Source organism: Pseudoprimorskyibacter insulae, assembly GCF_900302505.1.
Classification (GTDB): domain Bacteria; phylum Pseudomonadota; class Alphaproteobacteria; order Rhodobacterales; family Rhodobacteraceae; genus Pseudoprimorskyibacter; species Pseudoprimorskyibacter insulae.
Genome location: NZ_OMOJ01000002.1, coordinates 65,287 through 82,489 on the forward strand (window position 1 = coordinate 65,287; position 17,203 = coordinate 82,489).

Annotated in this window: 17 protein-coding genes and 1 pseudogene; 4 read left to right on the forward strand and 14 right to left on the reverse strand. The window is 61.6% G+C overall.

Features of this window, described 5'->3' with window-relative positions; translation table 11 throughout:
• Positions 1 to 86: 86 nt before the first annotated feature.
• The 6 genes and pseudogenes from hypF to pip all read right to left on the reverse strand — a co-directional run bounded on the left by hypF (position 87) and on the right by pip (position 8,788).
• Positions 87 to 2,322: pseudogene (hypF, locus tag PRI8871_RS05880) on the reverse strand (carbamoyltransferase HypF).
• A gap of 73 nt (positions 2,323 to 2,395) precedes the next feature.
• Positions 2,396 to 3,829, reverse strand: a complete 1,434-nt coding sequence (locus tag PRI8871_RS05885) for a nickel-dependent hydrogenase large subunit (RefSeq protein ID WP_108885278.1) — start codon at positions 3,827 to 3,829, stop codon at positions 2,396 to 2,398.
• Positions 3,826 to 4,818, reverse strand: coding sequence for an NADH-quinone oxidoreductase subunit B family protein (locus PRI8871_RS05890; RefSeq protein ID WP_108885279.1), 993 nt, complete (start codon positions 4,816 to 4,818; stop codon positions 3,826 to 3,828). The genes PRI8871_RS05885 and PRI8871_RS05890 overlap by 4 nt, the downstream gene beginning before the upstream one ends.
• Positions 4,815 to 6,149 (reverse strand): PAS domain-containing sensor histidine kinase, encoded by a 1,335-nt coding sequence (locus PRI8871_RS05895; RefSeq protein ID WP_108885280.1) that lies wholly within the window; start codon positions 6,147 to 6,149, stop codon positions 4,815 to 4,817. The genes PRI8871_RS05890 and PRI8871_RS05895 overlap by 4 nt, the downstream gene beginning before the upstream one ends.
• Before the next feature lie 113 nt (positions 6,150 to 6,262).
• The gene (locus PRI8871_RS05900; RefSeq protein ID WP_108885281.1) at positions 6,263 to 7,789 is read right to left on the reverse strand and encodes an ABC transporter substrate-binding protein; all 1,527 of its coding nucleotides are present in this window, start codon (positions 7,787 to 7,789) and stop codon (positions 6,263 to 6,265) included.
• Between the two features lie 18 nt (positions 7,790 to 7,807).
• Positions 7,808 to 8,788 carry a prolyl aminopeptidase gene (gene pip, locus PRI8871_RS05905; RefSeq protein ID WP_108885282.1) on the reverse strand — a complete coding sequence of 327 codons (981 nt, stop codon included), beginning with the start codon at positions 8,786 to 8,788 and terminating at the stop codon, positions 7,808 to 7,810.
• A 51-nt stretch (positions 8,789 to 8,839) separates the two neighbouring features.
• Here pip and ubiG point away from each other — a divergent pair, with 51 nt between their 5' ends.
• A complete protein-coding gene (ubiG, locus tag PRI8871_RS05910) occupies positions 8,840 to 9,577 on the forward strand; it encodes a bifunctional 2-polyprenyl-6-hydroxyphenol methylase/3-demethylubiquinol 3-O-methyltransferase UbiG (protein ID WP_108885283.1) in 738 nt (245 codons plus the stop codon).
• Here the strand turns inward: ubiG and PRI8871_RS05915 are convergent, their stop codons facing one another.
• The 4 genes from PRI8871_RS05915 to PRI8871_RS05930 are packed head-to-tail and all read right to left on the reverse strand — an operon-like array spanning position 9,578 to position 11,846.
• The gene (locus PRI8871_RS05915; RefSeq protein WP_108885284.1) at positions 9,578 to 10,021 is read right to left on the reverse strand and encodes a MarR family winged helix-turn-helix transcriptional regulator; all 444 of its coding nucleotides are present in this window, start codon (positions 10,019 to 10,021) and stop codon (positions 9,578 to 9,580) included.
• Positions 10,018 to 10,851: a carbon-nitrogen hydrolase family protein gene (locus PRI8871_RS05920; protein ID WP_108885285.1), complete on the reverse strand. Its 834-nt coding sequence runs from the start codon at positions 10,849 to 10,851 to the stop codon at positions 10,018 to 10,020. The genes PRI8871_RS05915 and PRI8871_RS05920 overlap by 4 nt, the downstream gene beginning before the upstream one ends.
• Positions 10,851 to 11,108 carry a glutaredoxin 3 gene (gene grxC, locus PRI8871_RS05925; protein WP_108885286.1) on the reverse strand — a complete coding sequence of 86 codons (258 nt, stop codon included), beginning with the start codon at positions 11,106 to 11,108 and terminating at the stop codon, positions 10,851 to 10,853. Before grxC ends, PRI8871_RS05920 begins: the two co-directional genes overlap by 1 nt.
• Positions 11,109 to 11,126: 18 nt before the next feature.
• Positions 11,127 to 11,846, reverse strand: a complete 720-nt coding sequence (locus PRI8871_RS05930; RefSeq protein WP_108885866.1) for a double zinc ribbon domain-containing protein — start codon at positions 11,844 to 11,846, stop codon at positions 11,127 to 11,129.
• Positions 11,847 to 11,876: 30 nt separating this feature from the next.
• Here PRI8871_RS05930 and PRI8871_RS05935 point away from each other — a divergent pair, with 30 nt between their 5' ends.
• Positions 11,877 to 12,692 (forward strand): methyltransferase domain-containing protein, encoded by an 816-nt coding sequence (locus PRI8871_RS05935; protein WP_108885287.1) that lies wholly within the window; start codon positions 11,877 to 11,879, stop codon positions 12,690 to 12,692.
• A 64-nt stretch (positions 12,693 to 12,756) separates the two neighbouring features.
• Positions 12,757 to 13,806, forward strand: a complete 1,050-nt coding sequence (gene hemH, locus PRI8871_RS05940) for a ferrochelatase (RefSeq protein WP_108885288.1) — start codon at positions 12,757 to 12,759, stop codon at positions 13,804 to 13,806.
• Positions 13,807 to 13,886: 80 nt separating this feature from the next.
• On the opposite strand, the gene PRI8871_RS05945 is transcribed toward hemH, so the two are convergent.
• Both PRI8871_RS05945 and PRI8871_RS05950 read right to left on the reverse strand, forming a co-directional pair.
• Positions 13,887 to 14,072, reverse strand: coding sequence for a hypothetical protein (locus tag PRI8871_RS05945; RefSeq protein ID WP_108885289.1), 186 nt, complete (start codon positions 14,070 to 14,072; stop codon positions 13,887 to 13,889).
• Between the two features lie 155 nt (positions 14,073 to 14,227).
• Entirely contained in the window at positions 14,228 to 14,830 is a 603-nt protein-coding gene (locus PRI8871_RS05950; protein ID WP_108885290.1) for a L,D-transpeptidase, read from the reverse strand.
• Between the two features lie 164 nt (positions 14,831 to 14,994).
• On the opposite strand from PRI8871_RS05950, the gene dalA reads away from it, so the two are divergent.
• Positions 14,995 to 15,510, forward strand: a complete 516-nt coding sequence (dalA, locus tag PRI8871_RS05955) for a divisome-associated lipoprotein DalA (RefSeq protein ID WP_108885291.1) — start codon at positions 14,995 to 14,997, stop codon at positions 15,508 to 15,510.
• Between the two features lie 72 nt (positions 15,511 to 15,582).
• Here the strand turns inward: dalA and PRI8871_RS05960 are convergent, their stop codons facing one another.
• Together PRI8871_RS05960 and PRI8871_RS05965 are read right to left on the reverse strand one after the other, a co-directional pair.
• Positions 15,583 to 16,251 carry a YiaD family glycine zipper/OmpA-like lipoprotein gene (locus PRI8871_RS05960; protein WP_108885292.1) on the reverse strand — a complete coding sequence of 223 codons (669 nt, stop codon included), beginning with the start codon at positions 16,249 to 16,251 and terminating at the stop codon, positions 15,583 to 15,585.
• A 102-nt stretch (positions 16,252 to 16,353) separates the two neighbouring features.
• The gene (locus PRI8871_RS05965; protein ID WP_108885293.1) at positions 16,354 to 17,199 is read right to left on the reverse strand and encodes a methylated-DNA--[protein]-cysteine S-methyltransferase; all 846 of its coding nucleotides are present in this window, start codon (positions 17,197 to 17,199) and stop codon (positions 16,354 to 16,356) included.
• Positions 17,200 to 17,203 lie beyond the last annotated feature (4 nt).

Genomic DNA, 17,203 nt, shown 5'->3' on the forward strand with positions numbered 1-17,203 from the left:
GCACCCGCAATCGGGAAGGTGGTAACCAATTTTCCGAAATAGGTGATAAGCGGCTTACCGATTGCGGGCCGCCGTAGGGTGGGTTTTCAACCCACCGCCCCCTGCGCAGCAGCGATCACCGCCTGCCCCAGGGCCAGACCGCCATCATTCGCGGGTGTCCGTTCGTGCAGCAACACCGGCAAGTCGCCCAAGGCTTTGCGCGTCAGGGTCAATAGCAGTGCGTTCTGGAAACACCCACCGGATAAGGCCGCAGCCTTTGCCGCGCCATCCGCAACCAAACCACGCGCTTGCGCCGCAAAGGCCCGTGCAAGCCAATCGTGAAATGCCCAAGCCAAGCGGTCCGGGCACTCCCCCGCCTCAAGCCCGGCCACCAAAGCGCGGATCATCGCGACGGGATCAATCTCGGCCCCATCCGGCACGTCCCACAAGGGCCCAAGACCAGACCGCGCTGCCATGGCCTCAAGCCGCATGGCCGCCTCACCCTCATAGCTTTGCGCCTCAGGACAAATGCCCAGAATCGCCGCCACCGCATCAAACAGCCGCCCCGCGCTGGACGACATCGGCGCATTCAGCCCCTTGTCCGCCGCCATCCGCGCCATCGCCAAGGGCAGCCCTGCAAACACCCGATCCGCCCAATCGCCAAGGCCCGCCTGATCGAGCCGCACCAAAGCATTGCGCCAAGGCTCGGCCTGCGCGCGGTCACCGCCGATCAAGGGCGCAGGCTTCAGCCAAGACCGCCGCTCATACCCCCGGTAATCGCCCAGCAACACCTCGCCGCCCCAAACGGTGCCATCGGGACCAAGCCCCAGCCCATCCAAGACGATCCCGGCCACTTCGCCGCCTTCCAATGGCCAGCCATTTTCGGCCAAGCAAGACGCCAAATGCGCGTGGTGATGCTGCACCTCAATCAGCCGCGCCCCCCTCCGCCTCGGCCCGCGCGGCCCCATGCCGCGAGGGACGAAAATCGGGGTGCAGATCCACAGCCACAACCGTAGGCTTATGGTCAAACAGGTCTGCGTAGTCCCGATCTGCGGCCAAGAACGCATCCCAGGTCAGCGCCTCATCCAGCTCCCCCAGATGATGCCCCAGCAGCGCCTGCCCGTTCTTCAGCAAACAGATCGCGCCTTTCATCTGCCCGCCATAGGCCACCACCTGCGGCGCATCCTCAAACCCATTGGGCAAAGGCACTGTCCCAGGCACCCGCCCCCGCGCCCGGCGCAGCACCATCGGCGGATCGGCGCGCTCAACGCTGTCATCCAAGCGCCGCGCGATATCGCGGTCATGCATGAGGAAGGCATCGGCAAAAGCGCTTAGCTTGTCGCGTGCCTCATCATTGCCAATCACCTGCGGCTCACCCGAGAGGTTGCCCGAGGTCATCACCAAGGGCCGGCCAACCGCCTCCAACACCAGATGATGCAACGGCGTATAGGGCAGCATCCACCCCAGCTGCCCCTGCCCCGGGGCCAGCGCCTCAGGCAAAGGCTCACCTTCAATCGGCAGCAACACAATCGGCGCGGCAGGATCGGCGAGCAAAGCCTCTGCGCTCTCCGATAGATCCGCATATCTGCGCACCATCTCCAGCGTGCCCATCAAGGCCAATGGCTTCCCCGGACGGCGCTTCCGCTCGCGCAATAGATCCACAGCCACCGCATTCGTCGCATCCACAGCCAAGTGAAACCCGCCAAGCCCCTTGATCGCCAGCACCTGCCCCGCCAACAATCGCTCCGCCGCCGCTGCAATCGGATCATCGGCCTCCGGCTCAATCCAAACACGAGGCCCGCACACCGGGCAGGCCACCGGCTGCGCGTGAAACCGTCGATCCGCCGGATCGCCATATTCCGCCGCGCAGTCCGAACAGAGCGCAAACCGCGCCATCGTTGTCCGCCACCGATCATAGGGTAGTCCGGTCACGATCGTGAACCGCGGCCCACAATGGGTACAATTCACAAACGGATAGCCATACCGCCGGTCTGAGGCATCGCGCATCTCGGCCAAGCACGCCTCGCAACTCGCCGCATCCGGCGTCACCCGCGTTTCGGCCCCAACCCCTTCGCTGGCACCGATCTCGAACCCCTCACCAATCTCAACGCGCGCCGCCGCGACCTCAACGGCGTCCACCCGCGCCAAGGGTGGGGCCTCGTCCCGCAACGCCGCTGCGAACACAGATACATTCGCACAAACACAGCGGATCAAAACACCTTCAGGATCGTTCAGAACAACGCCGCGCACCCCCATCCGCCGCGCCAAAGCCCAAACAAAGGGACGAAATCCAACCCCCTGAACCTGGCCCCGCACCCGGATAAGAAAACCGTCCTGCTGCATTTTCTGACCTCAAATATTCCTCGGGGGTGAATGCGCCGCAGGCGCAGAGGGGGCAGACAGCCCCCTTGCCCGGTCAATGCACCGTGCACACCATGCAAGGATCAAAACTGCGCACGATATGCTGCACGGCGATGGGCGTGTCTTCGCCGGGGCGCACAGGTGCACCAACCAAAGCGGCCTCAACCGGCCCAGCAACACCGCGATCATCGCGCGGACTAAAGTTCCAGGTCGTGGGTGCGATGATCTGATAGCCGGTGATCTTTCCGCCTTCGATGGTGCACCAATGCCCCAGCGCGCCGCGTGCTGCCTCAACCATACCGGCGCCCTGCCCATCACGCGGGGCTGCGGCCTCGACCATAAACCGCTCTGCCGGATCTATCCGCGCCAACAGCGCCTCAAGCGCGATCTGCGTCTGCGCCAGTTCCAGCAATCGGCCCATCACCCGCGCCCGCACGCCGCCTTCAGCCGCAAGGGCCAGCGCCAGTGGGTGGCCATCGACGATCTGCCGCGCCAAGGCGCCGGTCTCAACCGTTTGGCCGTTCAGGCGCGGGGCCTTGCACCAGCTATAGGCCGCATCCCGCATCGCCTCATCGGGCAGTGTGTCGCCCTGCGACGGATGCGCCGCCGATCCCAGCATCCAGCTATGACCCAGCTCTTCAACGATGCCGCCGGCGTCAACCGGGCGCACTGCGCCCCCATCCCAAACGCCCGAGGCAAAGATCGGCCCTTCGGGATGCGGATAGGCCCCGAAGGACATATAGCGCCCCTCGCCCTTGCCCATCGCCTCTAGCCCGCAATCCCGCGCGATGGTCACGAACAGGCCCAGATCGCCGGTATCCCACGCCTCAAGCTGATCGAGCGTCGTCAGGTCGGCCACGGCCTCAACCGGTGCGCCAAAAACCTGATCCTCAAGATATCGGCGGAAGGCCCGCAGATCCGCGCCAATGCGGATCTTGTCGCGCATGGTGGGCGCACGTGTCACCCCGCCGGGCTGAATGGCCAGCGTATGCGGCCACTTGCCCCCCAGAAGCCCAACGATATGCAGCAGCTTGGCCCGCGCTTCGATCGAGGCACGCAGGGCCGATCCGCGCTGCGCGGTAAAGCGGTCCACCGCCGCACTGTGCCAAGGGCGATCTGCATACACCGGTCGGGCAAAATCCGGCATAAAGAACAGGTTAAAGTGGGTCACATGGTCAGCCACGTTTTCAACCGCATGCAATAGGGCCGCCACCCGCGCCCCGTTCGGCGCAGGCGTCACCCTGCCCGCATCGGCCAGCGCCAAAGCCGCCGCCATGGATTGGCTGATCGAACAAATCCCGCAGATGCGCGGCGTGATCGTCAGGGCATCCATCGCGCCTTTGCCCAGCAGCATCCGTTCGAAGCCGCGAAACAGGGGCGAATTGACATAGGCCGCGCCGACCGCGCCATCGGCCACATCCAACCGGATTTCCAGATCGCCTTCGACGCGGTTGAACGGGCCAACAAGCAAGGTGGTGTCTTCGGTCATGGTTTCGGCTTCTTCAGGCTGGGCGGAACGGCGATACGGTCCTGCGTGGCATTGACCCCGATCCGGTGCGGTGTCGCCGCCTTGGACAGTGACGCCAGCGCCATGAACCACGCTTTGGGCATGTCAGAGGGCAAGCCAACGGGAATGCCCGCGAACTTGGGCGTTTCGGTAAAGCCGTGGCCGGGGTCTTCGAATTCGGGGGCGGTGCAGTTGATGCAGGGATAGCCCGCACGGGTGCAACTGCCCGCGCCATTCCAGCCGCGAATGTTGCAATCGCCAACCGCCTGCGTGCCGATGCAGCCCAAATGCTCCATCATGCAGCCCATTTCCGACAGTTGCGTTGCGCTGGCTTTGTATTCGTAGAATTCGTTCTTGGGGCAGGCGTGATGCACCAGATTGTCGGCGTAGAACCGGGGCCGCCCATAGCCGTCCAGCGCATCAGAGCCCATGGCCCCTTCGGCCAGCATCAGCAGCGTTTCGGTCACCCAATCGGGATGCGTCGGGCAACCCGCGATATTGATCACCGGCAGCCCGGATTTGTCGCGAAAATCGGCAGGCAGCGCGCCACCAATGTGCGATCCGTCATATTGCACGCCAATCGCATCGGCGGGGTTCTCACCGGCGGTGGTGATGCCGCCATAGGTCGCGCAAGTGCCAACCGCCACCACGTGCCGGGCCAGCGGGGCCAAGCTGCGCAGCCAGTCCAGCATGGACCGGCCAGTGCCTGCCAACATTTGATAGCGGCCCGAGCCATTTGGCCCCATCAGGATCGAGCCTTCGACGCAAAGGATATCCAGCGGGATTTCCCCCGCCTCAACCTGCGCCAGCAATCGCCGAACCTCGGCGCCGGTCGCCTCGCTCAGCGAAGGGTGCCACAGGAAGTGCAAGCCTGCGCCGTCCAGCAAATCAAAGACGTTTGGATCTTCGGCACAAAGCAGCGACATCGTGCAGCCGCCGCAGCCCGCCGATTGGAGCCACAGGATATTCATTTTTGTGCGCCTCCACGGCCCAGCGTCAGGCGAAAGCACGCGCCCTCCCTGCCCTGAACCAGTTCTAGCTGACCGCCGTGTTCTTCCATGATCTTGTGCGAAATCGACAGGCCAAGCCCGGTGCCGCGCCCGGCGGGCTTGGTGGTGAAGAACGGATCAAAGATGTGCTGCGCCACATCCGGCGGCACGCCCGGCCCGGAATCGCGGATGGTCAGAACAGACCAAGGCCCGTCATAGGCCAGCGTGATCGCGATCTTGGGGGTTTCCACCCCCTCCATGGCATCAACGGCGTTCTGCACGAGGTTCATCAGCACCTGCTGGATGTGGCCGGGGCGACCCATGGCCATGCACTTCGCCTCGCCCTGCCAGTGGATATCAACCTTGGACTTGGTCCCGCGCTCTACCCAATTGACGGCGATCCGGGCGGTGTCGGTCAGATCGAACAGGGTCATTTCCCCGGCCCCATCGGCGGACAGGCGGCGCAGGTCTTCGACAATGTCGCGCACCCGCTCAGCCCCATCCCGAGCGCCCACAATCGCGGTGCGCAGGTTCTTCAGGTCGCGATCCAGCCGCAGTGATTGCCGCAGATCGACCAGTTCGCTGCGCGGCGCACCGGCTTGCACCCGTTCGAAGTAGGTTTCAAACCGGTTCACGTATTTTTCCAAGGCATGGGCGTTGGCATAGACAAAGCTGATTGGGTTGTTCAGCTCATGCGCGACACCGGCCAGAAGGCGGCCAAGCGAGGCCAGCTTTTCGTTGCGCACCAACTGGCTTTGAGCGTCTTTCAGGTCTTTGTGGCTGGCCTCCAACTCAGAATAGGCACGGCGGAGTTCACCCAAAGGGCGGCCCGTCAGAACAACTCCCGTCGCCTTGCGCCGCCGATCCAGACGGGGCGCGACGCGAAATTCCACCGGATCGGGGCCTTTGTCGGTCATCAACTCGGCCTCGATCGTGGCGGGCTGGCGCGTGGCGAAGACCGTTTCAATGGTGTGTTGCATGCGGGCGCGGGCCTCGGGGTCAAAGAAATCACCCAATTGTCGCCCTGACAGTTCGTGGATCGAGGTCGAGACCATGTCGCAGAAAGATGCGCTGGCATCGGCGATTTTGCCATCCCGGCCCGACACGATCAGCAAGTCACTGACAGACGCCATGACCGACCCCAGAAACTCACGCAATGCGGTCAGTTCGGTGTTTCGGGCTTCTAGCTGTTCCTGATACTCGACCAGTTCGGCATAGGTCCGGTCAACGGCCAACAGAACATCAGCCCACGCGCGGTCCCCCATGTCCGCAGGGCGATCAGACGAGTCTGGGCTAAGTCCTTGGTCTACCATGAAGGACAGCCTATTGGGGGTCGCGAAAAATGGGAAGCCGTCGCGTTGTGCGATTTTTCCGGCGCTGCGGCCGCAAGTGGAAAGCGATCAGCCAATTGCGCCCGAATGCGCGATCAGGCCATCCACCACCGTTCAGCCAAGCGCGCATTGTCCAGCGGCCAGTGGCTGCCGACGGTTGCACCATGGGCGATGCGTTTGGACACGCCCTGAACATCGGCCACAAAGGCCGGAATCAGCATATTGCCTTCGTCGCGCAGGATGAATTGCAGTTCGGCATAGATGTCTTGGCGCTTGATGCTGTCCAATTCCGACCGGGCCGAGGCCAGAAGCGATTGGAAGCGTGGGTGATCCCATCCGCCAAAGTTCCACGGTGCGCCGGCGGCATAGGCTGTGGTCAGCATCCAATCTTCGGTCGCGCGGCCAGACCACCGGGCGGCGCAGCAGGGCCGTTCAAAGCGCAGATCGCTGATGTCGCTTTGAAGATGCAGCGCGATCCCCGCCGCCTCAGCCGAGGCGCGGAACACCTCGCCCGCCTCTTCGGCCTGTGCGAAATCGGTGGGCGCAATGCTCAGATCCAGCGATAGCCGATCAAGCCCGGCTTGACGCAAGTGATACCGCGCCAGATCCGGGTCATAGGGAATGGCGGGCAGATCTACGTAATACTGGTTGGCCGGGCCAACAGGGCTATCGGCCGCCACTTGCCCGCGCCCGCCCAGCGCAACATCAAGCATGGTTTCGCGGTCGATCCCGTGTTTCAGCGCCTTGCGGACAGACAGTTGATCCAAGGGTGACGCGGACATGCGCAGCCCAAAGCTGACATGTGCGTTGCCGTTGGTTTCCAGCAGGTTCAGGCCCGGATGCGCCTGAACTTTGGGCGCAAGGGCCGGGTCCACTTGGTCGATCACATCGACACGGGCCGCCATCAAGGCGCGGGCGCGATCGCGGCCATGCGGCACGGCGGTCAGCTCAATCCGGTCAAAGAACCCGGCGCTATCGCCCTTGTAGTGGCTGCCGACGCGCTGGGCGGTCAGCAATTTACCCGGCTCAAACCGATCCACGCGATACAGCCCCGTGCCGATGCCCCGCGCAATGGCGGCTTCGATCTGGCCTTCGGGGTAGATCAGCAGGTGATAATCCGACAGCAGATAGGGGAAATCGGCATTGCCTTGGTGCAGCGTGATCTGCATCTGATGCGGGCCCAGCGCGGTCATGTCTTCGATCATCGCAATGATCGGACGCGCCGGGGAGGCGACAGCCGGATCAAGGTGCAACTGGAACGAGGCGATGACATCGCGCACGTTGAACGGCTTGCCGTTGTGGAAGGTCACGCCTTTGCGCAGGTCAATGGTCCAGACACGCGCATCCGCACTGGCCTGCCATTGGGTCGCCAATTCGCCGCGCAGCGATCCATCGGCCGCGATCTCGGTCAGGGTGTCGAAGACCGCGCCTTGCCCCGCGACCATCATGAACAGGTCACGGTGATAGCGGGCGTCCCACGTATCATGCACCGACGCGCCCGACAGCCCAACCCGCAGCGTTCCGCCACGCCGGGCCGAGGCCGACAAGGGCAGACCACTGGCGGCCAGCACACCTGCCGCAGCACCCGAGGTCAGAAGGCCGCGTCGGCTGATACGGGTCATGTCTGCGCGTCTCCTGTCTTAGGCCACCGAGAGGCTGGCGATTTGGTTCATGATGCGGACCAGTTCGGCACTGATCCCAGGTTCTGACAGAGCATGGCCCGCATTGCGTATCATCCGCAAGTCACAACCCGGCCAAGCCTTGGCCAAACCATAGGCTTTGTGCGGCGGGCAGATCATATCGTAGCGTCCCTGAACGATGAAACCGGGGATATCGGCCAGATTGTTCACGCGGTTCATGATCCAGTCGTCTTCCCCAAGGAAGCCGTGATTGACGAAGTAATGATTCTCAAGCCGGGCAAAGGCCCGCGCGTAATCCCCCGGAGATTCGCCGCCCTGCCCGTTGGAATAGACCGAAGCCAGCGCATTTTCCCATGCGGACCATTCGCGGGCGAACCGCGTTTCCTGCGGCAGATCGCCACTGAACAGCCGCCGGTGATAAGCCGCGATCATGTCGCCGCGTTCGTCTTCGGGGATGGGGGCGGCGAACCGCGCCCAGGTTTCCGGCCAGAACTGCGCCGCGCCGCCACCATAGAACCAGTCCAACTCGCTCTGTGTCATCAGGAAGACACCGCGCAGCACCACCGCTGACACGGCCTGCGGATGGGTGATCGCATAGACCAACGCCAGCGTCGCGCCCCAACTGCCGCCGAACAAAATGACCTTATCTAGGCCCAGTTCGGCCCGGATACGCTGCATATCCTCGACCAGATCCCATGTCGTGTTGTTCTTGACGCTGGCATGGGGCGTGGACCGCCCGCACCCGCGCTGATCGAACAGGACAACGCGATAGAACGCCGGATCGAAATACCGGCGCATTGCAGGGCTGCATCCACCGCCCGGCCCGCCGTGACAAACGATCACCGGCACGCCCTGCGGATTGCCGCATTGCTCGACATAGACTTGATGTCCATCACCTGTGTCGATCATCCGCTGATCGAACGGATCAATCGGGGGAAAGAGATACTGGGTTGCGCGCATTTGGCTCGGGAAATTATTCATGCGCCAACTATATTGGGCATATGTCCGAAAAGACCATGGGATTTCTCAGCAATGAGCACAACGACAGTCGACCCCGCAGAGATTGCCAAGTTTGAAGCAATGGCCGCCGAATGGTGGGACCCGAATGGCAAGTTCAAGCCGCTGCATATGCTGAACCCCTGCCGGTTGGATTACATCACCACGCAAATCGCGGGCGAATATGGCCGCGATCTGAACACCGCCCGCCCGTTCGAAGGGCTGCGCCTGCTGGACATCGGTTGCGGCGGCGGATTGCTATGCGAACCCATGGCCCGGCTTGGGGCCACGGTGATCGGCGTTGATGCGGCCGAGCGGAACATCCCCGTCGCAAAAGCCCACGCCGCGCAATCGGGTCTTGAGATTGACTATCGTTTCACCACCGCCGAGGCGATGGCCGCCGCGGGCGAACAGTTCGACGTGGTGCTGAACATGGAAGTGGTGGAACATGTGGCCGACCCGCTGGCCTATCTGACCGCCTGCCAGCAATTGCTGAAACCGGGCGGGCTGCACCTGTGTTCGACCATCAACCGCAACCCCAAAAGCTTTGCCATGGCGATTGTTGGCGCGGAATACGTGATGCGTTGGCTGCCCAAGGGCACGCATGAATGGCATAAGTTCATCACGCCCGATGAACTGTTCGACCTGATCCGAAATGCAGGGCTGGACCCGGTTGACCGCAAAGGGTTTGTCTTTAACCCGGTGACTTGGGGCTGGAAGATTTCAGACCGGGATCTGAGCGTGAACTACGTCACCGCCTCGATCAAACCATAATCAGCTCGTCTCGATCTCAAGCTTGACGCGCAATTCGCGCAGAATGGGCAGGGCGGACCGGACTTTCTGGTCGCCCAGTTCGTCCACCATTTCCGTGATGATCGGCGTGATCACCGCCATGGCCGCATCCCGCGCGGCCAGACCCGCCGGGCTGATCGACACCATCTTGCGGCGGGCATCGTCCCAATCAGGGCGGATGTGCACATATCCGGCCAGTTCCAATTTGCTCAGTGTGTTGGTCATTGCCCCGCGCGTGACGTGAAAGCTGCGGGCCAATTGGGCGGGCGTGCGTTCGGAATTGCCACGTGCCAAATGATTGAGCACCGAGAAGTGAGAAATTTCCATCTTGTTCGGCAAAACGCGCGTCAGGCGGTTCCGAAGAAGCTGATCCGCTGTCAAAAGCTCACTGAACAGCGAAATGGCAAGGGCGTTGCTGTCACTCATTCAGGGCCTTTAAACGAAATATCATGTTGTAATGACGGAATTTTATGACGGGCTTGGGCAACCTCGTCGAGGTCCAAGTCTACAATGTGGACGCCGGGTGCCATTTTTGCATCACACAAAACCTCCCCCCACGGGGAAATCACCATGCTGTGCCCATAAGTTGTGCGTTGACGGCCAACTTCGGCTGAATGCGTGCCGGTTTGTGCAGGCGCAATCACGAAACAGCCTGTCTCAATCGCACGCGCCTTGAGCAGTGGTTCCCAATGCATCGGGCCAGTGCCGGGTGAAAACGCAGCAGGCACCGTCAGGATCTGTGCACCGGCCTGCGCAAGGGCGCGATAGAGATAAGCGAACCGCACGTCATAACAGATGGTCAGGCCAAATTTGCCCAAAGGCGTGTCGGCCAGAACCGCCTGATTGCCCGGCGCATACCCGCTCGATTCGCGGTAAGTTTCCGCCTCGCTGACTTGCACGTCGAACATGTGCATCTTGTCATAGCGGGCCACGATCGCGCCATCCGGGCCAATCAGGAAAGACCGGTTGGCAAAGCGTTCTTCGGGTGGGTCGGATTTGAGCGCCACTGACCCAATCAGCAGCCAGACGCCATGCCGCTTGGCCGCATTGCGCAGACCGGCCAGCGTGGCATCTTCGGCCTCAGTGCGCAGAACTTCTGCCTGATGCGCACGGCTGGCGGAAACGCAGTTCGTGACCTCAGGCGTTGCGATAAACTCTGCCCCCTGAGCCACGGCATCGGCAATCATCCCGGTCACCATTTGCAGGTTCGCGGCAGGATCGTCGGACGACGTGATCTGAAGCAGAGCGACGCGCATCAGCTTTGCAGCAGCGGGTCAAGCTTGCCCGCTTTGTCGAGGGCATAAAGGTCGTCGCAGCCACCCACATGGGTGTCGCCAATGAAGATCTGCGGAACGGTGCGACCACCATTGGCGCGCTCGATCATTTCGGGCTTGCGCGCGGGATCTTCCCAAACGTCGATTTCCGTGAACTCGACGCCCTTTTGCTTCAGCAGGCGTTTGGCGGCGTGGCAAAACCCACAAAGGGGCGAGGTATAGATTTCGACAGCAGGCATAGTGCGGACCTTTCTTGTTCAGGTCTTTATGTAAGCCTCCTTGGTGACACGCGCCAGTGCTGCAACGCATACATCTTTTGCGCCCGCAGCATAGGCCGCTGTTGTTGTGGCAGAAAAAGTTGCCCCGCTGGTCATCACATCATCCACAATCACAACTGCGCGACCTTGCAAACTGTACTTGGGGTTCGGGGCGATTGCATCGGACATCAGCGCGTGCCGTTCATCCCGTGTCAGCCCGCCAAGACTTCGGGTGCGGGTCGTGCGGCGCAAGGCATCGGGGGCCCAGTCGCACCCCAGAACATCCGCCAGATCCTGCGCAATCAGCGCCGATTGGTTGAACCGCCGCGCCAGCCGCCGCCACGGGTGAAGCGGCACGGGCACCAACACTGTGTCCGCCGTCACCAGATCGCGCAGCGGGCGGGCCAGCCATGTGGCCGCCGGTTTGCTAATGTCGTGACGATCCCCATGTTTTAAGGCCAAAACCAACTGCCGTGCCGTACCAGAGTACCCCAGCGCCGCCACCCCCCGCCGCCACGGGCGCGGCGCGGTCAGACAATCGTCGCAATACGCCTCCTCGCCCGGTTGAAGGGACGGAAGCGGCGCGGCACAGCCATAGCACCCTGCCCCAAGCAATGGCAGATCGCGCCAGCACGGGCCGCACAGCCCGTTCAGACCATCCACCATGCCGCCACAGCACAGGCACCGCGCCGGATAGAGCAACGAAAGCGATGATTGCATCAAAGACGTCAGACGCATAAATACCGCCCCATGAGCCAGGATCTGATCGACCGCCACGCGCTGATGCGCCAAAGGGCCCGGATTTCCGGCAACCCGGTGACATTTCTTCACGAAACCGCGTGCGACGATGTTCAGGATCGCCTGATGATGGTTAACCGTTCGTTTACGGCGCCAGCAATTGTCACGCCCTTCCCCGAGATTTGGCGAGCGGCTTTCCCGGATGCGGTGATTGTCCCCGATGATGATGTCTTGGCGCTTCAGCCCGGTGCGCATGATCTGGTGATCCACGCACTTTGCCTGCATTGGTCGAACGATCCGGTGGGCCAGTTGATCCAATGCCGCCACGCGCTTCGGCCCGATGGGTTGATGATGACAATCACCTTTGGCGGCCAAACGCTGAATGAGTTGCGCACCGCACTGGCCGAGGCCGAAACCGCCGTGACGGGCGGGTTGTCGCCTCGCGTTCTGCCCATGGGCGAGATCCGCGACTACGGCGGGTTGTTGCAGCGGGCCGGGTTTGCCCTGCCGGTCGCCGACAGCCTACCGCTGAAAGCCAGCTATGCCTCGGCGCTGCATCTGATGCGCGATCTGCGCGGGATGGGCGAAGGCAATGCCATGACCGCCCGTCTGCGCCGCCCGTCACGCCGCGCTGTGTTGCTAGAGGCCGCCCGCCGCTATTCCGACGCGCATGCGCTGCCCGACGGGCGCATTCCGGCAACGTTTGACCTGATCACCCTGACAGGCTGGGCACCCGACGCCAGCCAACCCCAGCCCCTGCGGCCCGGATCGGCGGCGGCCCGTCTGGCCGATGCGCTGGGAACGCAGGAAAAAGCGCTGCGTGATTGAACTTTGATCCAAAGCCGATCACCCTGCGTATAAATCAAAAAACACCGAAGCCAGGACAGTGACCATGAGCGCAGCCAAGCCCCCTTTCGCCCCTGCCAATCACCCGGCCATGCCGGCCAGCAAGGTTGGCGTGTTGCTGGCCAATTTGGGCACGCCGGATGCCTATAGCTATTGGCCAATGCGCCGGTATCTGAACGAATTCCTGTCGGACCAGCGGGTGATTGATTACCCCAAATGGAAATGGCAGCCGCTGCTTCAGTTGATCATCCTGACCAAGCGGCCGTTTTCATCGGGCAAGGCGTATAAATCGATCTGGAACGAAGAGCGGAACGAAAGCCCGCTGATGACGCTGACCAAACAGCAGACAGCGGCGATTGCCGAGCAGATGAAGGCCCGTTACGGCGACTCAGTCATGGTGGATTTCTGTATGCGCTACGGCAATCCCTCGACCAAGTCCAAGGTCCGCGAGATGGTCGAGGCGGGCTGTCACAAGATCCTGTTTTTGCCGCTTTATCCGCAATACGCGGGCGCGACCTCTGGCACGGCCAATGACCAATTCTTCCGCGCCTTGATGGAGGAAACATGGCAACCGACGGCCCGCGTGGTCGATCCTTATTTCGAAGATCCGAAATACATCGACGCCTTGGCCCAATCGGTTGAACGCGCCTATGCCAAACTGGACCATGACCCGGACCTGCTGATCGTGTCCTATCACGGGATGCCGAAACGCTATCTGATGCAGGGCGATCCCTACCATTGCCAATGCCAGAAAACGACGCGTCTGCTGAAGGAACGTCTGGGCTGGGCAGATGACCGAATCCGTACGACGTTCCAATCGGTCTTTGGGCCTGAGGAATGGCTAAAGCCCTATACCGTCGAAGAAGTGGCGCGTGTGGCCAAGGATGAAGGCAAGAAGCGCATCGCGGTCATCGCCCCTGCCTTTTCGGCCGACTGCATTGAGACGCTGGAAGAGATCAACGAAGAGATCCGCGAAAGCTTTGAGCATGCAGGCGGCGAGAGCTTTACTTACATCCCCTGCCTGAACGACGACGAAGCCCATATCGGGGCGCTGTCGGACATCATCAGCGACAATCTCAAGGGCTGGCTGGACTAAGCCGCCCGACCATCCCCCGGAAAAGAAAAAGGCGGAGCAAACGCTCCGCCTTTCTCATATTCATCCAAGTCAAGAATGACTTAGTTGTTTGCAACTGCTGCTGCGATGGCGATCAGAACCAGCGGAACGATCAGACCAGCCGACGACGACGAAGCGGCTTGCTCTTCAACAACAACAACCGGCTCCATTACGGGCTCGGCCATGTTGCCAGCGAATGCGGTCGAAGCAGCGGCGGTCAGAGCAGCGGCGAGAACGAGTTTTTTCATAGTAGTATCCTCCAGATATTCGCCTGGCGTCTCCCACAACGGGAACAAGAACGACAAGCACCCAAGACTTACCTCGTAACTTTTGTCTAACCAGTAAATCCTTGGGAATGCAAACCCATCTTTAAGGTTAGACCCTGTGGGCTGCTAAAATGTCGTCAAATTAGCAACACCTGAGTGCCTACATTCGCAAGGCTAAAAAGTTCGGCAATATGTTCATTATAAAGCCCGATGCAGCCGTTCGAAGAACGCCGCCCGATCTTGCGCGTGTCGTGGGTGCCGTGAATCCGGTAATATTGCCAACTTAGGTACAAAGCATGGGTCCCAAGCGGGTTATCAGGCCCCGGCCCAACGTAGTCCGGCCACTCGGGATTGCGCAGTTTCATCGACGGAGTCGGGCGCCATTCCGGGCCTTCGACCTTGCGCACAACATTTGTGCGGCCACGGCGCGTCAGATCCTCGGTAAGCGGCACAGAGGTGGGATAAAGCTTATAATTTTCCCCGTCAGCCGACCAGTAATGCAGCGCCCGTGAGGTGATATCGACAAGAATCGCCCCGTTGTTCAGGTTGCTGAAATAGGGTTGCCAATCCAGCGTCCGAAAGCTGGAGATGTTGCGCCGCACGACGGTCGAGATGTCGCGTTCGATTTCAACCGTGTCCGCGCCGTTCAAGTCCTGCGCCACGGCCGGAACACCAACGGTGGCCGCTGCGCCCGCCAGAAAAGCCCTGCGGTTAAGGGCGGTATGTGCCGGTTTGGCCATGACCTGTAACTCCGTTCAGTAAAACTGCCTGTGTCATTTTTATGGCGAGAATGCCTCAGTCGCAAATCAAAGACTTGTCAGGTGGCGTGTTCACGCTGTTGTGGGTTTGATTAGCCACTTTGAACGCGCTATCTCAGGTCTAGCAAGATCAAAGGTACTGCTTAATGACCAGAATTTCCGCGTTGCTGTCCGTCCTATTGCTGGTTCTGGCGTCATGCACCACCACAACCACTGCGCCGACCCTTGGGCCGGATGGCAAACCGCTGCCCCGCGTCTATCGGATGAGCGCGCGCGATGAAGGCAAAATCCAGTTCCGTATGCTCGACTCGGTCAACTCGCTCCGCACCGCAGCGGGGGATGCGCCCGTTCAGCTGAACGCGCAACTGAACGCCGCTGCCGCGACTCACGCGCGCGATATGGCGGTTCAGAACCGTCCTTGGCACTTCGGGTCGGACGGGTCGTCGCCGATCGACCGTGTGGCGCGTGTGGGATACCCCGGCACCCTTCTGGGTGAGACGATCTCGGAAACCTATGAGACCGAGCTTGAGACCCTCAGCGCCTGGATGGAAGAACCTTCGACCCGCGCGATCCTGCTGGATGCGAATGCCCGCGACATGGGCTTTGCCTGGTACCAGGAGGCCAATGGCAAGATCTGGTGGACGTTGGTGATGGGCGGCTGATCCGCCCCACATTTGGACAAACGAAAAGGGTGCCGCGATTGCGACACCCTTTTTTGTTGCCCGCAAATCAGATCAGGCGTTCGGCAGGATCACGATTTCCACGCGGCGGTTCTGCTGACGGCCTTCCGGGGTCAGGTTGCTTGCCACAGGCTGCGACTCGCCCCGGCCAAAGGCCTGAACGCGGTAGGACTGAACGCCTTCGCCAACCAGAACATTGGCAACCGAGCGAGCGCGGCTAACCGACAGGTTTTGGTTGTAGGTGGCATCGCCCGTGTTGTCGGTGTGGCCGATGACCTGAACCGTGGTGTCCGGGTAGGCGATCAGGTTCTGTGCCACCGTGCGCAGATCACGCGTCAGGTCCGGGCGCAGCGTCGCGCTGTCGGTCGCAAACAGGATGTCCTGCGGCATGGTCACGATCAGGCGGTCGCCGGTGTTTTGGATCGTCACATTGTCATTGCCAAGCTGGTTGCGCAGATCGGCCTCTTGCTTGTCCAGCTGGTTCCCGATGATCGCGCCGCCCGCGGCGCCGATGATGGCGCCTTTGATGGCGTTCTGGCGTTTTTCGGCGCCATTGTCGCCCGACATGGCGCCCAGCAGGCCACCGATGGCCCCGCCCAGCAACGCGCCTTTTTGCGTTTTGGTGGCAGGCTGCGGGTTAGGTTGATAGGCCGGCTGGCTACAGGCGGTCAGAGTCAACACCGACAGGGTGACGACGGTCAGGGGAATGCGTGCTCGAATCATAGGTGCCCTTCTCGTGGCAGATGTCTGTTCTGCCTTTGTGTTTAGCGCAGGCGAACCAAAAACGCACAATAAGGCTGATTGGTTCCGGCAAAGATCCGCCAATTATGCCTCAAGTCGGGCAGCTTCCCACGCAAGCAGGCATCTTTTCACCGGCAAGCCCCAATGATAGCCGCCCAATCCGCCCGATTTCCGCAAGGCCCGGTGGCAGGGAATCAGATAGCTGATCGGGTTGCGCCCCACGGCCGTTCCCACCGCGCGCACCGCTTTGGGGTGGCCAATGTGCTGAGCGATCTCGGAATAGGTGGTGACATGACCTGAGGGAATGGCCAGCAGCGCCTCCCACACTTTGATCTGAAAGGGCGCGCCAATCAGATAGAGCGGCGTTTCGGTCAAATCCCCCGATTGCCCAAAGGCCGCCAGAACCCAAGGCCGCAACCGCATCGGGTCTTCGACGAAATCCGCCTTGGGCCAGCGACCTACCAGATCCTCCATGGCGTGGGCCTCATCGACTTCAGACGCAAAGCCGATGCCGCAAATGCCCTTCTCGGTGCCCATCACCAAGGCCGGGCCAAAGGGGCTATCGAACCAGCCCCAGTAAATGGTCAGCCCAGCGCCCTGTTTTGCGTAGTCGCCGGGGCTCATCGCCTCCCACCGCACAAACAGATCATGCAGGCGGCCAGACCCCGACAGGCCAACCGAATGCGCCGCGCTTAGCGTGGTGAACCGGTCTTGCAGCAACGCCTTGGCATGGCCAAGCGTCAGATACTGCTGATACCGCTTTGGCGACACGCCCACCCAGCGCGAAAACACCCGCTGAAAATGGGCGGGGCTCATGTTCATGTCACGCGCCAGCGCCTCCAGCGTGATGTTGGGCTCGGCCCCGTCGATGGCGTCCAATGCCCGGCGCATGACGTGGAAATGGTAGCCTTGGTCGTCTGAAGTGCTCATGGGG